13 protein-coding genes are annotated in these 19,853 nt (G+C 64.1%); 8 read left to right on the plus strand and 5 right to left on the minus strand.

Translation table 11 applies throughout. The annotated features are described in order from the left end of the window. The first annotated feature begins 74 nt into the window (after positions 1 to 74). Both ASD58_RS08750 and ASD58_RS08755 read left to right on the plus strand, forming a co-directional pair. Complete coding sequence (locus tag ASD58_RS08750) at positions 75 to 512, plus strand: carboxymuconolactone decarboxylase family protein (RefSeq protein WP_057260724.1); 438 nt, start codon at positions 75 to 77, stop codon at positions 510 to 512. A gap of 116 nt (positions 513 to 628) precedes the next feature. After that, positions 629 to 2,215 carry a methyl-accepting chemotaxis protein gene (locus tag ASD58_RS08755; protein ID WP_057260725.1) on the plus strand — a complete coding sequence of 529 codons (1,587 nt, stop codon included), beginning with the start codon at positions 629 to 631 and terminating at the stop codon, positions 2,213 to 2,215. A gap of 16 nt (positions 2,216 to 2,231) precedes the next feature. Here ASD58_RS08755 and ASD58_RS08760 read toward each other — a convergent pair whose 3' ends face one another. The 5 genes from ASD58_RS08760 to ASD58_RS08780 form a co-directional block, all read right to left on the minus strand. Beyond that, positions 2,232 to 3,218: a TraB/GumN family protein gene (locus ASD58_RS08760; RefSeq protein WP_082565310.1), complete on the minus strand. Its 987-nt coding sequence runs from the start codon at positions 3,216 to 3,218 to the stop codon at positions 2,232 to 2,234. Positions 3,219 to 3,261: 43 nt separating this feature from the next. Further along, positions 3,262 to 4,431: an FN3 domain-containing metallophosphoesterase family protein gene (locus ASD58_RS08765; RefSeq protein WP_162253000.1), complete on the minus strand. Its 1,170-nt coding sequence runs from the start codon at positions 4,429 to 4,431 to the stop codon at positions 3,262 to 3,264. Beyond that, positions 4,431 to 5,795: a Gfo/Idh/MocA family protein gene (locus tag ASD58_RS08770; protein ID WP_057260728.1), complete on the minus strand. Its 1,365-nt coding sequence runs from the start codon at positions 5,793 to 5,795 to the stop codon at positions 4,431 to 4,433. The genes ASD58_RS08765 and ASD58_RS08770 overlap by 1 nt, the downstream gene beginning before the upstream one ends. Positions 5,796 to 5,826: 31 nt before the next feature. Then, positions 5,827 to 8,808: a TonB-dependent siderophore receptor gene (locus tag ASD58_RS08775; RefSeq protein ID WP_057260729.1), complete on the minus strand. Its 2,982-nt coding sequence runs from the start codon at positions 8,806 to 8,808 to the stop codon at positions 5,827 to 5,829. 74 nt (positions 8,809 to 8,882) lie between these two features. Continuing rightward, positions 8,883 to 12,212, minus strand: a complete 3,330-nt coding sequence (locus tag ASD58_RS08780; RefSeq protein ID WP_057260730.1) for a TIM-barrel domain-containing protein — start codon at positions 12,210 to 12,212, stop codon at positions 8,883 to 8,885. A 314-nt stretch (positions 12,213 to 12,526) separates the two neighbouring features. Here ASD58_RS08780 and ASD58_RS08785 point away from each other — a divergent pair, with 314 nt between their 5' ends. The 6 genes from ASD58_RS08785 to ASD58_RS08810 are packed head-to-tail and all read left to right on the plus strand — an operon-like array spanning position 12,527 to position 19,724. Beyond that, complete coding sequence (locus tag ASD58_RS08785; RefSeq protein WP_057260731.1) at positions 12,527 to 13,675, plus strand: SIS domain-containing protein; 1,149 nt, start codon at positions 12,527 to 12,529, stop codon at positions 13,673 to 13,675. Next, positions 13,662 to 14,612: an ROK family protein gene (locus ASD58_RS08790; protein WP_057260732.1), complete on the plus strand. Its 951-nt coding sequence runs from the start codon at positions 13,662 to 13,664 to the stop codon at positions 14,610 to 14,612. Before ASD58_RS08785 ends, ASD58_RS08790 begins: the two co-directional genes overlap by 14 nt. A gap of 9 nt (positions 14,613 to 14,621) precedes the next feature. Further along, on the plus strand, positions 14,622 to 15,950 hold the full coding sequence (locus ASD58_RS08795; RefSeq protein WP_057260733.1) for a D-tagatose-bisphosphate aldolase, class II, non-catalytic subunit: 1,329 nt from the start codon (positions 14,622 to 14,624) through the stop codon (positions 15,948 to 15,950). Positions 15,951 to 15,982: 32 nt separating this feature from the next. Then, positions 15,983 to 16,750 carry a DeoR family transcriptional regulator gene (locus ASD58_RS08800; protein ID WP_057260734.1) on the plus strand — a complete coding sequence of 256 codons (768 nt, stop codon included), beginning with the start codon at positions 15,983 to 15,985 and terminating at the stop codon, positions 16,748 to 16,750. A gap of 2 nt (positions 16,751 to 16,752) precedes the next feature. Then, positions 16,753 to 17,838, plus strand: a complete 1,086-nt coding sequence (locus tag ASD58_RS08805) for an N-acetylglucosamine-6-phosphate deacetylase (RefSeq protein ID WP_057260735.1) — start codon at positions 16,753 to 16,755, stop codon at positions 17,836 to 17,838. Between the two features lie 17 nt (positions 17,839 to 17,855). Continuing rightward, on the plus strand, positions 17,856 to 19,724 hold the full coding sequence (locus ASD58_RS08810; RefSeq protein ID WP_057260736.1) for an MFS transporter: 1,869 nt from the start codon (positions 17,856 to 17,858) through the stop codon (positions 19,722 to 19,724). Positions 19,725 to 19,853: the final 129 nt, after the last annotated feature.

Raw genomic sequence — 19,853 nt, forward strand, 5'->3', positions numbered from 1 at the left:
CGATAAACACCAGTTTATCCGCAATCTCGTCCAGACTAAAGTGGATTCATCGAAACCAACCGGAGGAATCCACCATGAAACGCATTAACTACTATGCCGCCGCCCCGAACGCCATGAAGGCCATGATGGGCCTGGAGCGCGCTATCGCCGAATCGCTGCTGCCGCTCAGCCTGCGCGAGCTGGTCAAGATCCGCGCTTCGCAAATCAACGGCTGCGCCTATTGCATCGACATGCACAGCAAGGACGCGCTCAAGAACGGTGAGGACGTGCGCCGCCTGATGGCGTTGCCGGCCTGGCGCGAAACACCGTTCTTCGACGAGCGCGAACGTGCGGCGCTGCTGTGGACCGAGACGCTGACCGAGCTGTCCAAAAACGGTGCGCCGGATGCGGTGTATAGCGCGGTCGCCGCGCAATTCAGCGAACAGGAGCTGTCGGAGCTGACCTTCCTCATCGGCACCATCAACGCCTGGAACCGCTTTGGCGTCGGCTTCGCAATGCAATTACCAACTTAACTGCGCGACAACTGTTTTGGTGGAAAAACCACGAAATGGCCACGCTTTCGGCGCGGCCATTCGTCGATCTGCTAGTATGCTCTGCGATCTTTCCCAACTGAAACAAAGTGTCAAAAATGCGCAGCACACTCACCGCAGCCGAACACGAAACCCTGCTTGAAGACGGCAAGCCAATCGTCATCACTACCAACTTGCACGGCCGCCTGACTTACACCAATTCGACGTTCATCGCTGTTGGCGACTACGCCGGTGAGGACCTGATCGGACGCCAGCAAAAGGCGCTCTACCACCCGGACATGCCGGCGCAAGTCGATGAAGACATGCTGCGCACCACCATGTCGGGCGAACCGTGGCGCGGCCTGGTGAAATACCGGCGCAAGAGTGGCGGCTATTTCTGGTGCATCGCCAACGTCACACCGGTGATCGAGAAGAACCGCACGACCGGCTTCATGTCGGTCTGCACCAAGCCCAAGCCCCAGCAGGTCAAGGAAGCCGAGGCTTTGTATCGCACTGTCAAAGGCGCGAATCCGGACGGGGTGCGCATCGCCCGTGGCGGCGCCGCACCACGCGGGCGCAAGAAACTCACCAACGCGCTGCGCGACATTTCGCTGTCGCAGCGCATGGCCTTGTGCTTCGGCAGCATGGCGCTGCTGGCGCTGTCGATGGCGCTGCATGCCGTGCTGCCCTACTCCGGTTTCGCCCTGCATCTGCAGGCATTGCTGCTGGCCGCGCTGGCGCTGTATGGCTGGTACAACCTGCACCGCGCCATCGTGGCGCCGGTCCAGGCCTGCATCAACGCCACCCGCATCCTGGCCGGCGGCGACCTGACCACGCGCATGGCGGTCGACCGCCACGATGAACTGGGCCAGCTCCAGGCCTTCGTGCGCCAGTTGAACCTGAACCTGGCGTCGATCCTCGGCGACATTCAAGGCAACTTCGCGCTGACGCGCAGCACCACCACGCAAGTGCGCACTGCCAACGTCGACCTGGCGGCGCGTACCGAGGCACAGGCGGCCAACCTGGAACAGACTTCGGCCCATATGGGCCAGATCACCGGCACCGTGAGCCAGACCGCCGATAACGTGAATACCGCCAACGGTGTGGCGAACGAAGCGACCGCGCTGGCCGAACGCACCGGCGTCGCCGTCGCACAGGTGGTGACGGCCATGGACGAGATCCGCGCATCTTCGCACAAGATCGTCGACATCATCGGCCTGATCGACGGCATCGCTTTCCAGACCAATATTCTGGCCCTGAATGCAGCGGTGGAAGCGGCGCGCGCCGGCGAAAGCGGCCGCGGTTTCGCGGTGGTGGCAAGCGAAGTGCGCAGCCTGGCTCAGCGCAGCGCCGCGGCGGCCAAGGATATCAAGGCACTGATCGACGCCTCCGCCGACAAGATCGAAGGCGGCGCCAGCGTGGCCACCACAGCCGGCAATGACATGGATGCGGTGATTTCCGCCATTGGCCGCGTGGCCGCCATCATGGGCGACATCCGCGGCGCGACGCGCGAACAGAGTGATGGCGTCAACCAGGTGAAAGACGCCATCGTGCAGCTTGACGAGGTGACGCGCCAGAACAGCCAGATGGTGGAAGAGGCTTCCGCCGCTACCGGCGTGCTGGACCTGCAGGCACAGGCCGTCGCCAAGGCGCTGGAAGTATTCAAGCTGCCACCGCAAGCCGGCAGCAAATCGAAGCGCGCCTGACGAGGCCCGGCGGAGCCTATTCGGGCACCTCCACCTTGTAGCCCTTGGCCTGCAGCTCAAGCAGATAGTTCTTCGGCCCAATCAACTGGCTTAGCGACAAGACGGCGAAGGTGCTGTCGTTGGCTTCCAGCGCACGCTCCACATTGGCCATCCATGCCTGGCGGGCCGATTGTTCCGCGTGCAGCAGCTTCTCGTTCGACTTGAAGGCATCATTGTCGAAGACCGCTTGTTTGCAGGCTTCTTCGCGATCCGCGAAATTGAGCGAGGCAATCTTCGACATATCGCCGACTGCCCAGGCATTGGCGCGTACACGCATGGCGTCGATGTCGGATTCCAGGCGCGCCACGGTCTTGGCAAAGCAATCGGTATCGGCGCCGGGCGAATTCTTGAATGCCTTCATGGCCTGGCCGGGATTTTCCAGCTCCATCTCGAAGCCGCTCGGAGTGACCTTTACCTTGTACTGCTTGACCAGCTTATCCAGCTTGCCATACACCTCGGTACGCATGGTCAAGCCATTCTTTTCCAGGCCCGACCTGTAAAGCGTGTCGGCAACAAACATGGGACGTTCGCGTTCGATGTCGTCGTTCTTACCGATGTATTTGGCCTTGAGCACCTGCCAGCGGTCATACGTCTCCGCAGGCAGCACATCGATCAACTTTGCACCATTCGGGTTGTTCTTGAAGCCGATTGCATGTGGCAGCAGCTTCAGGCCGCCCCAAAAGCCGACTTTGATGCCGAACGAAGGCTTCGGCAAGTACTCCTGCGACTTGGCGATGATGGATTCCACTTCGTTGGAACGCCAGTCCATCTTGATCGGCAAGGGCGAGTAATCGCCGAACACGTACATCACGTGCTCGCCTTTGGAGACCTTCCACAGTCCCGGGCCGGGACGCTGGCCGGTAATCACAACCTTTTCACCTTCGGGAGCCTGGGCTTCATCCTGTGCCCAGGCGTTGGCCGCCAGCAGGCACAATGCCACCGCGCTTATCACTTTACTTATCATCCTCTTACTCTTTCTAAATGGTTAAGAGAATGGCAATACTACATCAGCGCCGTGAAGGAATGGTTAATGTATGGACCGTCGCGCCTTTGTCGGTCAGTACTTTGACTGTCAGCGTGCGTTCGGTGGCATCGACACGCGCCAGTTGGTCCTGCCCGAGGACCAGCCGGTGGTAGGCATGCACCTGGTCCGGCGGCTGGTAGGAGAAGGCATGGTCATGGCCGGCGATCACCAGGTCGACGCCGGCCTGGTTGGCCAGAGCAGCCCAGGCGGCGCCGTTATCGGGCAGCCAGCCCCAGTCGCCCTGGTGCATTGCCACCACGCGGAACGGCGCGCTGGCAAAGTGCTTGTTGGCGCCGACCTGCGCGCGCAGCCATGCCAGTTCATCTTCGCGGTAAGGAACGGTGCGATTCAACTGGGCGTAGACGTTGGTGTCGTCGGGCTTGTCCTCGGCTGTGTCGAGCACCAGCAGGTGCACCGGGCCCATGGCGCGCGCGTAGTAGTAGCTCCCTTCCGGCGTCGGCACATAGCCGGCCAGTTGGCGCGCAAAGGCGCCGCGCAGTTCGTGGTTTCCGCGTGCGAACAGCAGAGGCTTGCCCGGCCCCATTGCTGCAATCGTGGGCCGCAGCCATTTCGCCCACAACTGTTCTTCCGAATCGAGCCAGTGGAAGGCGTCCCCCAGGTGCAGCAACGCATCGGTGTTGCCCCAGTCGACCATCTTCATCAAGCGGCCGATGCGCGCCGTGTCCTCATGGGTATCGGTGACCACGCTGAAGGAAACCTTGCCCTGTTGCGGATTGAAGGTGGTAAATGCAGCGGTCGGGCTGCTGGTGCTCAAGCCCTTGTCCGGCCAGTAGGGCTTGAGCTTTACCACACGGGTGGCGATGGCTTCGTAGGAATAGCGCTTGCCGGGCGCCAGCCCGGTGATCGTCACCACATGCCGCTGGCCCACAGGCACCAGGCCATCGACCTGCGGCTCGATTTCGCGCACCGTATCGCCATCGCTCAGGCGCACTTTGGCGTGGCTGGGTGCATCGGTCATCCACATCACCGACACGGCGGTATCGGAGAGCGCGGACAGGTAGGGACCTTCGGTAATGACAGGCCTGGTGTCGAACACTTTGTAGGGTTCGGATTGGGCCACCGCTGCCCCCTGCACGGCCAACGCTGCCAAGCCGATGCAAAGTGACGCCAGGGCTATCCTTGTGCGCTTCATCAGTAGCGGTCGTTGAAAGCGAAGATCGGCTTGCGCTTGCTCCATTCGCCCCGCGTGAAGTCGGGGAAGTCCAGCGTCTGGAAGTTCTGCGCGATCGATTGCTCGGACAGCGGCGTGATGGCGCTCCACGTCACCGCATCGTAGATGTCGATCGGCATTGGCGCCCGTGCCTTCAGCGCTTCCACGAAAGCGTGGATCACGAAGTAATCCATGCCGCCGTGGCCAGCACCTGCCGCCTCGTTGGCGTACTTGCGCCACAACGGGTGGTCGAACTGGTCCTGGTAGGCCTGGAAGTCATCCCACTGGTGCGGCTTGCTCTTGCCTTCGATGTGGATGGAATGGTTCACGTCCATCCACAAGCCATTGGTGCCCTGCACGCGGAAACCCAGCGAATAAGGGCGCGGCAGCGAGGTATCGTGCTGGAGGATGATGGTCTCGCCGTTCTCGCAGGACAGCGTGGTGGTCACCACGTCGCCCAGGCTGAACTTCACCTTGCCGCTCGGATGTTCGGCGCCGCCCTGCTTGACGATGTAGTCATGCAGGCCGCGCGCCTTGGTCGCAAAGGTGTTGATGCGGGTGAAGCGGTTGCCGCGGTTGATGTTGGTGTACATCGCGCACGGGCCGATGCCATGGCTTGGATACAGCTCGCCATTGCGCTGCACGGAGTGCTCGGTGCGCCACTTCGCCTCCGACCAGCCCTTGGCGCCGAACTCGATGCCGCTGCCGTATGGCTTGGCCGGGTCGCCGTTATTGAACTTCACCGCCCGCAGGTCGTGCTGGTAACCGCCCTGCAGGTGCACCAGTTCGCCGAACAGGCCGGAGCGTACCATCTGCAGCACCGCCATCACGTCGCGGCGGTAGCAAACGTTCTCCAGCAGCATGTACGGCGTACCGCTCCTGAGCTGGGTGTCCAGCACGTCCCAGTGGTCTTTCAGCGTGATGCCGGCCACTACTTCGCAGCCCACGGGAACCTTGGCCTGCATGGCGTCGATCGCCATTTGCGCGTGCCATTCCCACGGGGTGGCGATGATCACGCCATCGAGCTGCCTGGAGTCCAGCATGCGCCGATAGGCATGCTTGTCGCCGTCATCGCCGAAAGTGCGCGGCCTGGGTTTGCCGGCCTTCTCGAATTGCGCCAGCGCCTTGCCCAGCATGACCGGTTCGATATCGCACAGCGCTGCCACTTCCACGTCGTCTCGGCGTACCAGTTCGCGCAGCAGCACCTGGCCGCGCATGCCGGTACCGATCATGCCGAGCCGAAGCTTTTCGCGGCCGCCGGCCGCAAAGGCGGTCGGCAGCAACAGGCTGCCCGCCAGCGCTGCGCCGGCGGTGAGGAAGTGTCGTCGATTGAATTGCTTGTCCATCTAGTCTTTGCCTCTATGGTTGGATCGCAGGTTACCAGAATTTGTAGTTGGCCGAGAGAGAGAAAACGCGGCCGAACAGGTTTTGCTGGTGGTTGTAGCCTTCCCAGCCGTTCGGGTCGTAATACGGCTTCTTGTTGGTCACGTTCTTGATGTTCAGCCCCACATCCAGGTTCTTGATCGGCTTCCAGTTGAAGCCAAGGTTGACGGTGTAGTACGAAGGCTGGCCGCCGCAAAGGTTTTCCGGCAGTGCCACCCCGCCGGCGGTGCAGTTTTCCGGTGCGTTGTCGGTGTCGTATGCGCCATAAGCCCATTTGGCCTTGCCGGTGTAGTTCACGAACAGGTTGGTGACCAGGTTCTGGTAGGTCCAGTCGGCATTGAAGGTGGCACGCAGGCGTGGCGAATCGTAGTAGCCGACGTAGTTGCCGGAGAAGCCGCCGCCGTCTTCGTAGTTGTAGGTCTCGCGCTTGCGGATGGTGAAGGCGGCGCCGGTACCCAGCTTGCCGTATTCGCCCAGGGAGAAGCGGGCGCGCGCGTCGATGTCGAAGCCGTCCAGCAGGGTGCGGCCGCGGTTCGAGTAGGAGTTGATCAAGCCACCCAGGTTGCCAACCGAGTACTTCGGCATGCCGGCTGCAACGCATGCCGGCAAGTTGGCCAGGTTGTTGCACATGCTGACCACGGCTGCCATATTGGCGCGGTCGGCATCGCTCAGGTCATTGCGGATTGCCTTGTCGGTGCCGGCCAGGCTCGGGCCATAATTGGCTACCAGGTCCGTGAACAACTGGTTGAAGTCCTGGCGCACGATTTCATTGCGGCGGTAGACGAACCAGTAGTCCAGCGAGATGCTGACGTCCTTGGCAGGCTGCAGCACCAGGCCCAGGGTCGAGATCTTGGCTTTCTCCGGTGTCAGGTTCGGGTTCGGTGGAGTCAGGCCGCCCACCGTGGTCGAGCAGTTGGAGTTCAGCAGGGTCTTGCCCAGGTCCTGGTCGGTGTTGGTGACGGACTTCATCAGCAGTTTGGCGATGGCATTGGTTTCGTCGCAGCGCACGGTATCGCGGATGCCGCCCACCTGCGCGAACACGCCGCCGCTGCCAGATTCGGCCAGGTTCGGTGCACGGAAGCCTTCCGAGTAGGTGCCGCGCACCATCACTTCAGGACGTGCGCGCCATTGCACGCCGAGCTTCGGCGCCAGGTTGGCCGAGAAGTGCGGGTATTTGTCCAGCCGCGCCGCGGCATTGACTTCCAGCGTGTCGGTCACAGGCACCACCACCTCGCCGAACAGGGCGCTGACAGTGCGCTTGCCATCGAACCAGGAACCGCCCTGCTGCGTGATCAGGCCATTGGCGGCATCGGCATTGCCCGGCGTGTCGAAGCTTTCGCGCATCAGGTTGGTGCCGAAAGCAGCGCGCACTTCACGCTCGCCCAGCTTGAACAGCGTGCCTTCCACCTTGGCGTCGAAGGTAATCAGCTTGGTCCAGGACTGGATGTCGAAGGTTGGGAAGGCCTCGCGGATCAGGGCCGCATTGGATTCGCTGATTTCGCCGAACTTGAAGGCAGGATTGTCGGCAATGTAGGCGCGGCCAGTGACAGGGTCCTTGCTGGTTGGGCCGAAGGCTTTCTCAAAGCCCTTGATGTTGATGTTGGTGGTCTGGTACAGAGTGGAATGGCTGCCCGCCACGCCAAGCGCGGTTTCGAAGTCCCAACTGCCGGTGAGATGGCCGCGCAGGCCGGTCAGCACGCGGTAGTTGTCGTCCAGGTTCTTCTGGCCGAAGTGTCCGACCGCATCCTGCAGGATGTAGTTCAGGCCTGCCGCGCCGCCCATCTTGGCCGCCATGTCGGGGTCCAGCTTGCCTTGCAGGTAGACGTTGTTCGGGCCCAGGTAAGGGTTGACGAAGGTATTCAGCCTGGTGCCGGTATTGCGCGAGAACCAGTTGCTGGTGGTGCCGCTGTTGAAGCTGCGCGGGCCGTTTTCTCCGCGCAGCTTGATGTGCGTATAAGCCACTTCGGCAAAGGCTTCCAGGTCGTCGCCGAACTTCTTTCTGCCGGACAGGAAACCGGTCACGCGATCGGAGGTCGGTCCGGTATCAAGCGCATACGGCAGGTTGTTCCACACGCAGCGGGTGCCGGATGCTTCGGTGATCATGGTGGAACAGCCGCTCACCGCACGCTGTGTACGCGCGTTGTTCCTGGCCGGATCGAACACGAAGAACGTGCCCGGGTTTGGCTGGCCTGGTTCGCTGCCGACGCCGACGCGGAAGTTGGAAATAAAGTTGGGGTTATTGACGTAGAAGTAGTCGGGGCGCTTGTCGTAAGTATCGGCCAGCGCAATGCGGTCGCGCTGGTAAACGTTCAGGGAGGCCATCAGGTTGTAGCCGTCGTTGCCAAAATCGCCCTTGCCGTACACCAGGCTGGCCTGATGCTCGCCGTATGCCGAGACTTCCTGCGAATGGTCGGTGCTGACCTTCGCTTCCAGCCCCTGGTAGTTCTTCTTGGTGATGACGTTAATCACGCCAGCCACCGCATCGGAGCCATAGACGGCGGAGGCGCCGTCGGTCAGGATTTCCATGCGCTCGATTGCCGCAGCGGGGATCGCGTCGATGTTGACGAACATGGTCTGGAAGCCGGCCGGTGCGCCATAAAAGGACAGGCGCCGGCCATTCAGCAGCACCAGGGTGCCTTGCGCACCGAGGCCGCGCAGGTTGGCTTGCGAGGCCCCGTCGGAACCGGTGAACATGGAACGGAAGTCTTGCTGCGCCGGGCGGGCGGCCGGCAGGTTGTCCAGTACCTGCATCAGGGTGCGGGCGCCCATGTTTTCGATCTGCCTGGCGTCGATCACCTGCACCGGCGAAGCGGTTTCGGCATTGATGCGCTTCAGGCTGGAGCCGGTCACTTCAACGCGGTGGATCTTCTCGCCTTTTTCGTCCTTCTTGTCATCCGCCCCATCGGCTGCCAGGGCGCCGCCAGCCATTCCAATAGCTGCCAGCGCAGCGATCAATTTCTTCAGTTCCACTTGCATCTCCTTTTTTTAGTTTGCAAAACGCCCTCCCCGGTCCGAAGAGGGGTTCGTTCTTAGTGACGATAAATGTGCGGTCAGCGCGTTCGGACGGTGGCGCCCTCTGTGCCTATCAGTACGGCGTTGGCCCAGTTGCCGCAAACCTGGGCAGGTTGGGCGCCGCGCGCACCCAGGGTCCGCAGGCTGAGTTGCCTCAACCCGCGCACATCGATTTCCGGCTTGACGACGGCCGGTGCGGTCACCAGGCCGCTGTCGTACAGCAGGCGGTCGCCGCTCCAGACCTGGAACTGCAGGCCGCCGGCGCTACGGCAGCTATCGTCCACGCCGAGGTCGGCGCGCAGCAGGTTCCAGTTGCCTGCCAATTGTAGGTCGATGCGGTTGGCGGGGCCGACGCCCAGACCCTTGCGGAACCACAGGCCGTTCATGCGCATTTCCTTGCCCTTGCCGGCAGGGCGATCGCGTCCGACGCCTTGCGGTAGCGGCAGGTCGGACAGGAAGCTTTGCTGCTCGGCGCCCTCTTTCGCGCGATGCTCGAGGATGCGGAAGGTGGACAGCGCAATCGGCCCCACTTCGGCCGGCTGCATGGCGTTGATTGCCTTGGCCGGCGCCTGCGCGGCAGCCGTGACCATCGGGTCGGTGGATGCAGCACCTTCGCCTTCCGGGTTCTGCGTACTGAGCACGCGGAAGCGCAGCAAGCGGCCCGCGGTGGCCGGGAAGTTGATGGTTTGTGTTTCTTTCTGCAGCTTCAGGCGGCCGGTGAAGCTTGGCTTGCCCCATTCGCCATTGGTGTCGGCGATGTAGATTTCGTAGTCGCGTACCTGGCCGTGCTTCCAGTGCTCGTCATTGCGCGGCGCAATTTCAATGCCGTCGACCAGACGGCGTTCTGTGAAGCCGATGGTCCATTCGTGCGCGCCGGTGCGGATCGACTGGTTGCGGGTGGTGCGGAACCAGGTGGCAGCTTTGTCGTCGAAGGCGTTTTCCAGCGGGTGGCCGGGTTCTTCGGCCGGACGGTTCACCACCAGCAGTGCGTCTGGCGGCAGAGCGCGGCCCAGTTCCGGCGCTTGCGGGAAGCCGTCGTCCTGCGCTGCCAGGGTCTGCGCACCTTGCACAGTGATTTGCAGGGGCTGGCGAATGTCCTGTTTCGCGGTTTTTACGTGCAGCGTTCCGGTGCGGTCTTGCGGGTCGTAGAACCAGCCTTCCACGGCCGCGTCATATGCCGCGCGGTCCCCTTGCGCAGGCAGAGTGCGGATTGCGGGCGCGGATGCGGTAACGGCTGCCGGACGCTGGCGGGTCGGCATGCGCAGGACATAGCTGCGGCGCGGCTCCTGTCCTGCGTAGCTGCCTGCCACAGGGGCGATGTCGACGCTGACGGTACCGCTCGATTCGCGCATGCGCAGGACCTGTTGGCTGAACGCGCCCTTCTGGTACTGGCGCGTATTGCCGTCGTCTTCGTACAGCGTGAACGAGGATTCGCCGTGTGGATACAGGTCCAGCGTCAGCACGTCCTTTGCCTTCTCGCCGTCGAACAGGACTTCGGGATACATCGGCAGGATCGCGCCGGCGCGGACGAAGACGGGCAGCTTGTCGAGCGTGACCTGCAGGTCGAGGTCGCGCCCTGCCGCACCTGCCGTCGCCTGGCGGCCATCCCAGTATTCGAACCAGGTGCCTTGCGGCAGGTGGATGCCCTTGCGCCAGCCTTGCGAGACAGCCTGGCTGCGATACACCGGGGCCACCAGCATGTCGCGGCCCAGGAGGAACTGATACTTGTGCGCTTCGGTGAAGGCAGCAGGGTCGGATGCGTAATCCCACATCAGGCCACGCACCAGCGGCGCGCCGGTCTGCTCCGCCTCGCGCGCCAGGGTGTACATGTACGGCGTCAGGCGCAGCTTGAGTTTCAGGTAGCGCCGGTTGATGCTGCGGTATGGCTCATCGAACCACCACGGATGCTTGCGCGCATTGGCCGACCAGCCCGACATCCCCATCAGCACCGGCGTGAACGCCTTCCATTGCAGGTCGCGGGTATAGGTCTCCGGGCTGCCGCCAAAGATCGCATCGACGTCGCCGGTCGCGTAGGCCTGGCCGGAGAGGCCGGAACCGACCAGCGTCGGCACGTGCCAGCGAATGTAATCCCAGCTTGCGCTCTGGTCGCCGGTCCATGCCACGGCATAGCGCTGCGTGCCGGCCCAGCCCATCACGGTCCAGATGAAAGGACGGCTGTCGGAGTTGTCCAGGATGCCGTCATAGGCAGACTTGTTGGCGTCCAGCGAGAACTGGTAACCCTTGCCGGTCCACGCCACGTCCAGCTTCTGCACGCGGCTGCCGGCAGTGCCGACTTCCCACTTGATTTTGTCGACGCCGTTTTCGGTCCACAGGCCGGTGCGAAAGCCGTATTTGGACAGGCCCTGCACGGTTTCCGGCAGGTTGGTGTAGCCGCAGCCGTAGCCATCGTTCGGCAGGATCCAGCCACCCGGCATATCGTTCTCGCGGTATTTGCGCGCCACAGAATTGACAACGTCCGGCGTCTTGCCGGTCGGGCCATCGCTCCAGCCTTTGGGCACGGTGCCCGGCTTTTTCACGTTATCGCCATCGTTGTAGCAATCGGCATCGCCGTATTCCAGCGCCCAGCGCGGCAGCATGCGCGCGCGGCCGGTCCATTTGGTGTAGCGCGCCAGCACGTCGCGCACGTCCTTGCCGACGAAGTAATAGGCATCGAAGCGCGGTTCGGCGTGCTGCAAGGCCACCACATCGTGCTGGCGCAAATCGTAGCTGCCATCCGACCAGGTATTGCGCAGCACGCCCCAGCCGCGGGAACTCATAAGGAAAGGCGCCGGGCTTGGGCGATCGCCCTCTTCCCAGCCGCCCGAATAGGACACGTCAAGCTGGCGGCCCTTGAATTCGAAGCGGCCGTTCTGCTGGCCGCCGCCGAAGAAACGCTCCGCCTTGTCGCTCGACAGGGTCTGCACGCTGGCTTTTTCGCCCAGCTCCAGCGGCTGCACTTCGCGCCACAGCGGCTGGTTTTCGCCAGCGCGGAACAGCGTGAAACGCAGCGGGTTGCGGTCGATGCGCAAAGCCAGCTTGGAGGTGCGCAGCAAAATATGGTCTGGCTGTTCGCTTACGCTATGCTCAATATGCGCCGCCGGCTTGCCGACTACGATGGCGGCAGCCTTGTCGCCGGCATCGGTCAGCTTGCCCTTGGGACCAGCCCAGATACGCAGCACGTCGTCCTGCAGCAAGCTGACACGCACAATCGCGCCCGATTCGGTCGCCAGGTCCCAGGATTGGCCTTCGGCGGTATTGCTCGGCGCGGCGCTGATGCTGCGCAGTTTTCCGAGAGGGGCAGCGAGGCCGGCGCCGGTAGCGAGGGCCAGGGCAGCAGCGGCGATTGCAGTGCGGGTGAGTCTCTTCATAAGCCTGCCTAAGGTGCAAGTTTTTTCGTTTTGATGGACGTACTTTAGGAATAAAAGCAAAAAAGGTCAACAAAAAGAAAGTAATTCGCGCTTTCATATTGATTTTTCGCGATTTTAACTTTCGTTTAACCGATATCGCAGGGCGATACCTTTCGCATAGTCGTGAATTCGCAACGTAACAAGCCGAAATACGCAGCAACCAGGGCCATTTCCCCCATCTGACTGCGGCCATTTTCTTTCGATTTTCTTTCGTATTTGACTTTTCGAAATATTCTATTTATGCTTTCAGCCAACTTACAACTTATCTTTTTTCGATGACTATCCTTCTCCAGCGCGACCTGCAAGCCTGGCGCGACATCGGCGGCCTTGATACCGCCGAGGAAATCGCGCAACAGCCGGCCCTGTGGCGCGAACTGGGCGCCACCTTGCGGAGCCGGGCCGCCGACGTCGCCGCCTTTCTCGGCAGCTGCCTGCACAATCCGCAGCAGCGCGTGATCCTGACTGGCGCCGGCAGCTCTTGCTACGTGGGCGAGATCGTCGCTGATGAACTGAATGCCGCCTGGCCTGCGCAAGTGCGCGCAGTGGCCACCACCAGCCTGCTGACGCACCCGGAGCTTTACCTCGAACCGAATGCCCCGACCCTGCTGGTTTCTTTCGCCCGCAGCGGCAGCAGCCCTGAAAGCCTGGCTGCCGTGGAACTGGTGCGCGAGGTGGTGGCCGATGCGCGCTTCCTGAATATCACCTGCAATCCGCAAGGCCAGTTGGCGCGCAACGCCGATTCCGGCACCCGCACCTTCAATCTGCTGATGCCTGCCGCCAGCTGCGACCGTGGCTTCGCCATGACCAGCAGCTTCACCTGCATGCTGCTGGCCGCCCTGTGCGTGCTGGGCAAAGGCGAGTGGCAGGAACGCCTGGCAGCGCTGGCCCAAGCCGGCGACGCGGCACTGCGCGACTGGGCGGCACCGGTGGCTTCGCTGGCCGCGCAGCCGGTGCAACGCGTGGTCTACCTGGGCAGCGGCCCTCTGGAAGCGCTGGCCAAGGAAGCGGCCCTGAAGATACTGGAACTGACCGGCGGCCGGGTGCTGGCCATGTCAAATACCGCGCTTGGCTTCCGCCACGGTCCGAAATCCGCGCTGAACAAGCAATCGCTGGTGATCCTGTTCCGCAGTAGCAAAGCGCTGTCGCGGCGCTACGAGGAAGACCTGCTGCAAGAGTTGCAGCGCGATGGCGTGGCCGGCACTGTGGTCACCGTCGGCACCGAATCCGATATTTCGGTCGCAGCACCGGCGTTGCCGGCACAGTTGTCCGATTCGTGGCTGGCGCCACTGTGGCTGCTGATGGCACAGCAATACGCCCTGCACCAATCGGCCGCGCTGGGCCTGACTCCCGACAACCCGTTCGCCGACGGCACGGTCAACCGCGTCGTGCAAGGCGTCACCATTTACCGCCATGACCAGTTCTGAGCAAACCGGCTATCACGGCATCGACATCGGCGGCACCAAGATCGAACTGGTGTCGTGGATCGATGCCGGCGGCGAGTTGCAGGAAGTGTTCCGCGAACGCGTTGCGACGCCGGGTACCGACTTCAATGAGTTCGTCGCCGCGATCGTCGGCCTGGTCGCGCACGGCGACGCGGCGCTTGGCCCGCAAGCTTCGCCGGCAGCAGTCGGCATTGGCCTGCCCGGCGTCATCGACAGCGCCACCGGCCGCCAGCTCAGCTCCAATGTGCCAGCCCTGAACGGCCGGCTGGTCGCTGCCGCGCTGCAGGAAGCGCTGGTGCGCCCCGTCTTCATCGGCAACGACTGCCAGTGCTTCGCCCTGTCGGAAGCGCAGGGCGGCGCCGCGGCCGGCCTGCCCACCATGTTCGGCGCCATCATCGGCACCGGCGCCGGCGGCGGCTATTGCGTCGAGGGGCGGCTGCAGCGCGGCTTCAATGCCATTGCCGGCGAATGGGGCCACTGGACCGTTCCCGCGCCGCTGCTGGCGCTCTACCAGTTGCCGCTGCTGGACTGCCCTTGCGGCAAGAAGGGCTGCCTGGAGCGCTATGTCTCCGGCCCGGGCCTGTCGAAACTGCACGCGCACCTTGGCGGCGATAGTGCCGAGCCGCTGTCGATCGTGGCCCGCGCCGACAACGGCGATGTCGTGGCCGCGCAGGCACTAGCGATCCATCTCGACCTGCTGGGGCATACCCTGGCCGGGCTGGTGCTGGCCTATGACCCGCACGCCATCGTGCTGGGCGGCGGCCTGTCCAAGCTGTCGCACCTGTACCAGCAACTGCCGGCCGCCATGCGCCGCCACCTGTTCCGCGGCGTGCAAACGCCGCCGGTGCTGCCGCCACGCTTCGGCGATGCCGGCGGTGCGCGCGGCGCCGCCCTGCTGGCGCGCCAACAAACGAAGTAGGAAAGCCTAATGAACCAGCCTGCCCAACTTTCCCCAGTCCTGCAAATCGTCCAGGCGCACCGCGCCGGCGCAGCGGTGGGCCTGTACAGCGTTTGTTGCAGCCACCCGACCGTGCTGCGCGCCGCCATGCAGGTGGCCGCGCAATACGGTACGCCGCTGCTGGTGGAAGCCACCTCCAACCAGGTGGACCAGTTTGGCGGCTATACCGGCATGCAGCCGGCCGGGTTCCGCGATTACGTGCATCGACTGGCGCAGGAACAGGGCTTCCCGGCCGAACGCCTGGTGCTGGGCGGCGACCACCTTGGCCCCAACGCCTGGCAATCGCAGGACGCCGCTAACGCGATGGCACATGCCGAGGTGCTGATCGACGCGTATGTGTCGGCCGGCTTCCACAAGATCCACCTCGATTGCAGCATGCGCTGCGCCGACGACGAGCCGGTACTGAGCGACGAGATCGTAGCCGCACGCGCGGTGCGCCTGGCCGCCATCGCGGAACGGTCCGCAGCGCATGCGGGCCTGCCCGCGCCGGTCTACGTGATCGGCACCGAAGTGCCGGTGCCGGGCGGTGAACCTGCGCTGGAGCAGGCCCTTGCCGTCACGGTGCCGAAAGCGGCTGCCCGCACGCTGGAAGTGCACCGCCGCGCCTTCGCCGAAGCCGGCCTGCAAGCTGCATGGCAGCGCGTGATCGCGATGGTGGTGCAGCCGGGCGTCGACTTCGACCAGGCCAATGTGCAGCACTACAACGCGGCAGCCGCCCGGGACTTGTCCGCCTTCGTGGCCGGCGTGCCCGGCCTGGTGTTCGAAGCCCACTCCACCGACTACCAGCGCGAATCGGGCCTGCACCAGATGGTGCGCGACCACTACGCCATCCTCAAAGTCGGCCCGGCAGCTACCTTCGCGCTGCGCGAAGGCTACCTCGCCCTGTGCCTGATCGAAGAAGCCCTGCTGGGCAAGGACAAGGCGTCGCGCCTGATGCAGGTGCTGGACCAAGTCATGCAGGCCAAGCCCAAGCATTGGCAGAAACATTACCTGGGCAGCGCCGAGGAGCAGCGCCTGATGCGCCGCTACGGTTTGTCCGACCGCTGCCGCTACTACTGGGGCGAGCAGGAGGTGGCGGCCGCCGTCAGCCAGTTGTTCGCCAACCTGGCCGGGCGCAGCATCCCGCTGCCTTTGCTGAGCCAATACCTGCCGCAGCAATTCCTCGCAGTGCTGCAGGGCGAACTGGCCGCCGTGCCGCAAGCCCTGCTCGAACACAAGGTCGGCCGCGTGCTGGCGCAATATGCGCGCGCCTGCAGCGCCAACGCCGCTGCCAGGGACATGGCTGCCGCCATCTGTTAAGCTCGACGTTTTTACACCCAGCGACAGAAGACATGCGAAATACCAGCCAACGCCGCGAAACCATCCTGCAGGCGATCGTACAAAATGGTTCGGTCCAGGTGGCCGACCTGGTGGACAAGCTTGGCGTCTCCGCCGTCACCATCCGCAGCGACCTCAGTGTGCTTGAATCGCAAGGCCTGGTACAGCGCAGCCACGGCGGCGCCCTGCTGGCCCGCACGCCGCCGACCGAGCACACCATCCGCCAGAAGGATTCCCTGAACCAGGCGCAGAAAGAGCAAATCGGCCTGCTGGCCGCGCGCATGGTGCAGCCGGGCGACAACGTCATCATCGACTCCGGCACCACCACCATTTCGCTGGCGCGCCACCTGCGCGAAGCCAACGACGTGACGGTGCTGACCAATGGCCTGAACATCGCCTGGGAACTGGCCGATGCGCCTGGCGTGGACCTGATCCTGACCGGCGGCCGCCTGCGCAAGCAATCGCTGTCGCTGCAAGGCGCCCAGGCCGAAGCCTGCCTGTCGGCCTACAACTTCGACAAGCTGTTCCTCGGTGTCGACGGTTTCGACCTGCAGTTCGGCATCACCACCCACCACGAGGCGGAAGCAAACCTGAACCACAAGATGGTGGAGCGCGCCAAGAAAGTCATCGTGCTGACCGACGCCTCCAAGTTCGGACGCGTGTCGCTGCACCGCATCGTGCAACTGGACCGCGTGCACACCGTCATCACCGACGCCAGCATCAGCACCGAGTACCGCGAAGGCCTCGAGAAGCGCGGCATTGAAGTGATCATCGCGGAGTAACAATGCTGCAAGGCCGTATCCTCACTCCCGACGGCTGGATCAATGGCAGCATCGCCTTCGGCCAGCGCATCACCGGCATCAATGAAGGGCCGTCCGGTGAAGGCTTGACCATCATCCCTGGCTTCGTCGACCTGCACGTACACGGCGCCTCCGGCGTCGACATCATGGAAGGCGGTGATGCTGGCGCCGTCGTGGCGCGCAGCCACGCCCGGCACGGCACCACCGCGCTGCTAGGCACCACGCTGACCGCCAAGGAGGATTCGATCCGCCACGCCCTGCAAGGCCTGGCCGGCGTCATCGCACAGCGCCCGCAGCACGGCGCGCGCATGCTTGGCGTGCATCTGGAAGGCCCTTTCCTGAACCGCCGCCGCCTGGGCGCCCAGCCGCCCGATGTGGTGACCGGCAGCCGCGCCCTGGTGGAAAGCTACCACGCCATCGCACCGATTCGCGTGCTGACCATGGCACCTGAAGTAACGGGCCACCTGGAACTGATCCCGCACCTGAAAAACCTGGGCATCCGCGTCCAGATCGGCCACAGCGCCGGCAGCTACGACGACGGCGTGGCCGCCATGCGCGCCGGCGCCGCCGGCTTCACCCACCTGTTCAACGGCATGACCGGCATGAGCCACAAGGAACCGGGCATGGTGGACGTAGCCATGGCGCACGCGGAATATGCCGAGATCATCCCCGACCTGCTGCACGTGCACCCGGGCGCCATGCGCGCCGCGCTGCGCGCCATTCCGCGCCTGTATGGCGTCACCGACGCCACGTCCGCCACCGGCATGCCGGACGGCGAGTACGCGCTGGGCACCCAGCGCGTATTCAAGTGCATGGGCTGCGTGCGCCTTGCCACCGGTTCGCTGGCGGGCTCCGTGCTGACCATGGACCAGGCACTGCGCAACTTCGTCAGCCTGGGCATGGAAGTGGCGGAAGCTTCGCAGCGCCTGTCGCTGTTCCCTGCCGATTACCTGGGCGAGTCGCAGCGCGGCCGCCTGGCGCCGGGCGCTTGGGCCGACATCGTCGTGCTGGACCAGTCTTTACACCCCGTGGCCGTCTTCGTTGAAGGCGAGGCCATTCCACTCACATAAAAATATCAGGAGATCCAATGCAGGCCTTATCCATGCGCTATTTACTGTTTATCGCCGGGATGGGCGGCCTGCTTTACGGAATCGACGTCGGCATTATCGCCGGCGCCCTGCCTTACCTTGAGTCCACAGCTTCCGTCGCGTGGAAGCTGAGCGCACAGCAACTGAGCTTCATTGTTGCCGCCGTGCTGCTTGGCTCCGTGCTGTCTTCCCTGTTTGCCGGCGCGATCGCCGACGCCATCGGCCGCCGCTGGGCGATGGTGCTGGCAGGCGCCCTGTTCACCATCAGCATTCCGCTGATCGCGCTGTCGGACGGCTACACCCCGCTGTTGCTGGGACGCCTGCTGCAAGGGATCAGCGGTGGCTTGATCGGCGTGGTCGTGCCGCTCTATCTCGCCGAATGCCTGCGCGCCGAACAGCGTGGCCGCGGCGCCGCCCTGTTCCAGCTCCTGCTCACCATCGGCCTGGTCGCCGCAGCCGTGATCGGCCTGCTGCAGGCGCAAAACGTGGAAGGCGCAACGCAGGCCGCACAAGCCCTGCCGGAAGCGGCGCGTGCCGCCGCCGTATTCGACGCCAAGGACCACGCCTGGCGCAGCATCTTCTGGATGTGCCTGGCCCCCGGGCTGGTGTTCACTTTCGGCAGCGCACTGCTGGCTGAATCGCCGCGCTGGCTGGTTCGCCGCGGCCGCGTCGAACAGGCGCACTCCGCCCTGCTGCGCACCCGTGCCGCCGCCGAAGCCGCAGCCGAACTGCGCGACATGCAGGCCGCTGCCGGCGTCGTCGTGCGCGCGGCCGCCACTGGCGAGCCGTCCGAAGGCGATATCGCCGCAGCGCGCGGCGTGGTGGCCGGCCGTGGCGGCGCGCCAGCGGCCCGCAGCCCAGCCGGCGCCGCTGCTGGCGATGAGCGCCTGCTCAGCCGCCGCTACGTGCTGCCCTTCCTGCTGGCCTGCCTGGTGCTGGCCTGCACCCAGGCGACCGGCATCAATTCCGTGCTGGCCTACGTGGTCAACATCCTGAACCAGGCCGGACTGCCCGGCGCCACCGCCAACATGGCCGACGTCGGCCTCAAGCTGCTGAACGCCATCATGACCGTCGTCGCCGTGCTGCTGGTCGACCGCAAAGGCCGCAAGTTCCTGCTGATGCTGGGTAGCGCCGGCATCGTGATCGCGTTGCTGGCGGCAGGCTTGCTGTTCCGCAGCGCCGAAAGCGAGCAGCGCGACGTCAGCGCCAGCGTGGCCGCGCAAGCCAGGGGCGACACGCTGGCGCTGCGCCTCGATACAAAAACCCTGAAGGCGCTTGGTGCGGCAGCCGGCAAGGACGCGCCCCCGCAGCTGCTGACCGTGTCCTACTCCTACGGCCCCTTCACCAACGTGCAGACACGCCGCAGCGACGACCCGGCGCTGGCGCCAATGGTGCTGTCGCGCGACGACACCGTGCAGCCGGACAGCGTGATCGGCGCTTTCTTCCGCCGCCTGCACCTGAACCCCTTCGCCGACCCGGCAGCAGGCCGCAACGCCCCGCTGAAAATCGAACAGGCGCAAATCGGCGCCCTGCCTTCGGTAGCGCATGGCTGGCAAGTGACGCTGGCGATCTGCCTGTTCGTGGCCAGCTTCGCGGTCGGCCCCGGCGTATGCGTGTGGCTGGCGCTATCGGAGCTGATGCCGACCCGCATCCGCTCCAACGGCATGAGTATTGCGCTGCTGGTCAACCAGTTCGTGTCGACCACGATTGCAGCGGTATTCCTGCCGACCGTCGGCCGGCACGGCTACGCGGCGATGTTCTTCTTCTGGGCCGGCTGCACGGTGGTGTACTTCCTGGCCGCAGCCTTCCTGCTGCCGGAAACCAAAGGGAAAACGCTGGAAGAGATTGAAGCGCACTTCGCGCGCTAGCGCGGTGGCTGGAAAGATGAAAGTCGGGGTCAGCTCCGGCAATCGGACATTTCGCGCAGCGAAATGTGCTCCTTCCTCAAGCGCTCGCTGGACCTGGCGCTGGGTGGCGACATCGCCAACACCGTGCTG

It is taken from the genome of Duganella sp. Root1480D1 (genome assembly GCF_001427305.1).
GTDB lineage: Bacteria > Pseudomonadota > Gammaproteobacteria > Burkholderiales > Burkholderiaceae_D > Rugamonas.

Coding starts and splice junctions, on each gene's coding strand:
- ASD58_RS08795 (WP_057260733.1), top strand. CDS start 14,622: ATGAACCAGCCTGCCCAACTTTCCCCAGTCCTGCAAATCGTCCAGGCG.
- ASD58_RS08765 (WP_162253000.1), bottom strand. CDS start 4,431: ATGAAGCGCACAAGGATAGCCCTGGCGTCACTTTGCATCGGCTTGGCA.
- ASD58_RS08785 (WP_057260731.1), top strand. CDS start 12,527: ATGACTATCCTTCTCCAGCGCGACCTGCAAGCCTGGCGCGACATCGGC.
- ASD58_RS08750 (WP_057260724.1), top strand. CDS start 75: ATGAAACGCATTAACTACTATGCCGCCGCCCCGAACGCCATGAAGGCC.
- ASD58_RS08780 (WP_057260730.1), bottom strand. CDS start 12,212: ATGAAGAGACTCACCCGCACTGCAATCGCCGCTGCTGCCCTGGCCCTC.
- ASD58_RS08755 (WP_057260725.1), top strand. CDS start 629: ATGCGCAGCACACTCACCGCAGCCGAACACGAAACCCTGCTTGAAGAC.
- ASD58_RS08770 (WP_057260728.1), bottom strand. CDS start 5,795: ATGGACAAGCAATTCAATCGACGACACTTCCTCACCGCCGGCGCAGCG.
- ASD58_RS08810 (WP_057260736.1), top strand. CDS start 17,856: ATGCAGGCCTTATCCATGCGCTATTTACTGTTTATCGCCGGGATGGGC.
- ASD58_RS08760 (WP_082565310.1), bottom strand. CDS start 3,218: ATGATAAGTAAAGTGATAAGCGCGGTGGCATTGTGCCTGCTGGCGGCC.
- ASD58_RS08775 (WP_057260729.1), bottom strand. CDS start 8,808: ATGCAAGTGGAACTGAAGAAATTGATCGCTGCGCTGGCAGCTATTGGA.
- ASD58_RS08805 (WP_057260735.1), top strand. CDS start 16,753: ATGCTGCAAGGCCGTATCCTCACTCCCGACGGCTGGATCAATGGCAGC.
- ASD58_RS08790 (WP_057260732.1), top strand. CDS start 13,662: ATGACCAGTTCTGAGCAAACCGGCTATCACGGCATCGACATCGGCGGC.
- ASD58_RS08800 (WP_057260734.1), top strand. CDS start 15,983: ATGCGAAATACCAGCCAACGCCGCGAAACCATCCTGCAGGCGATCGTA.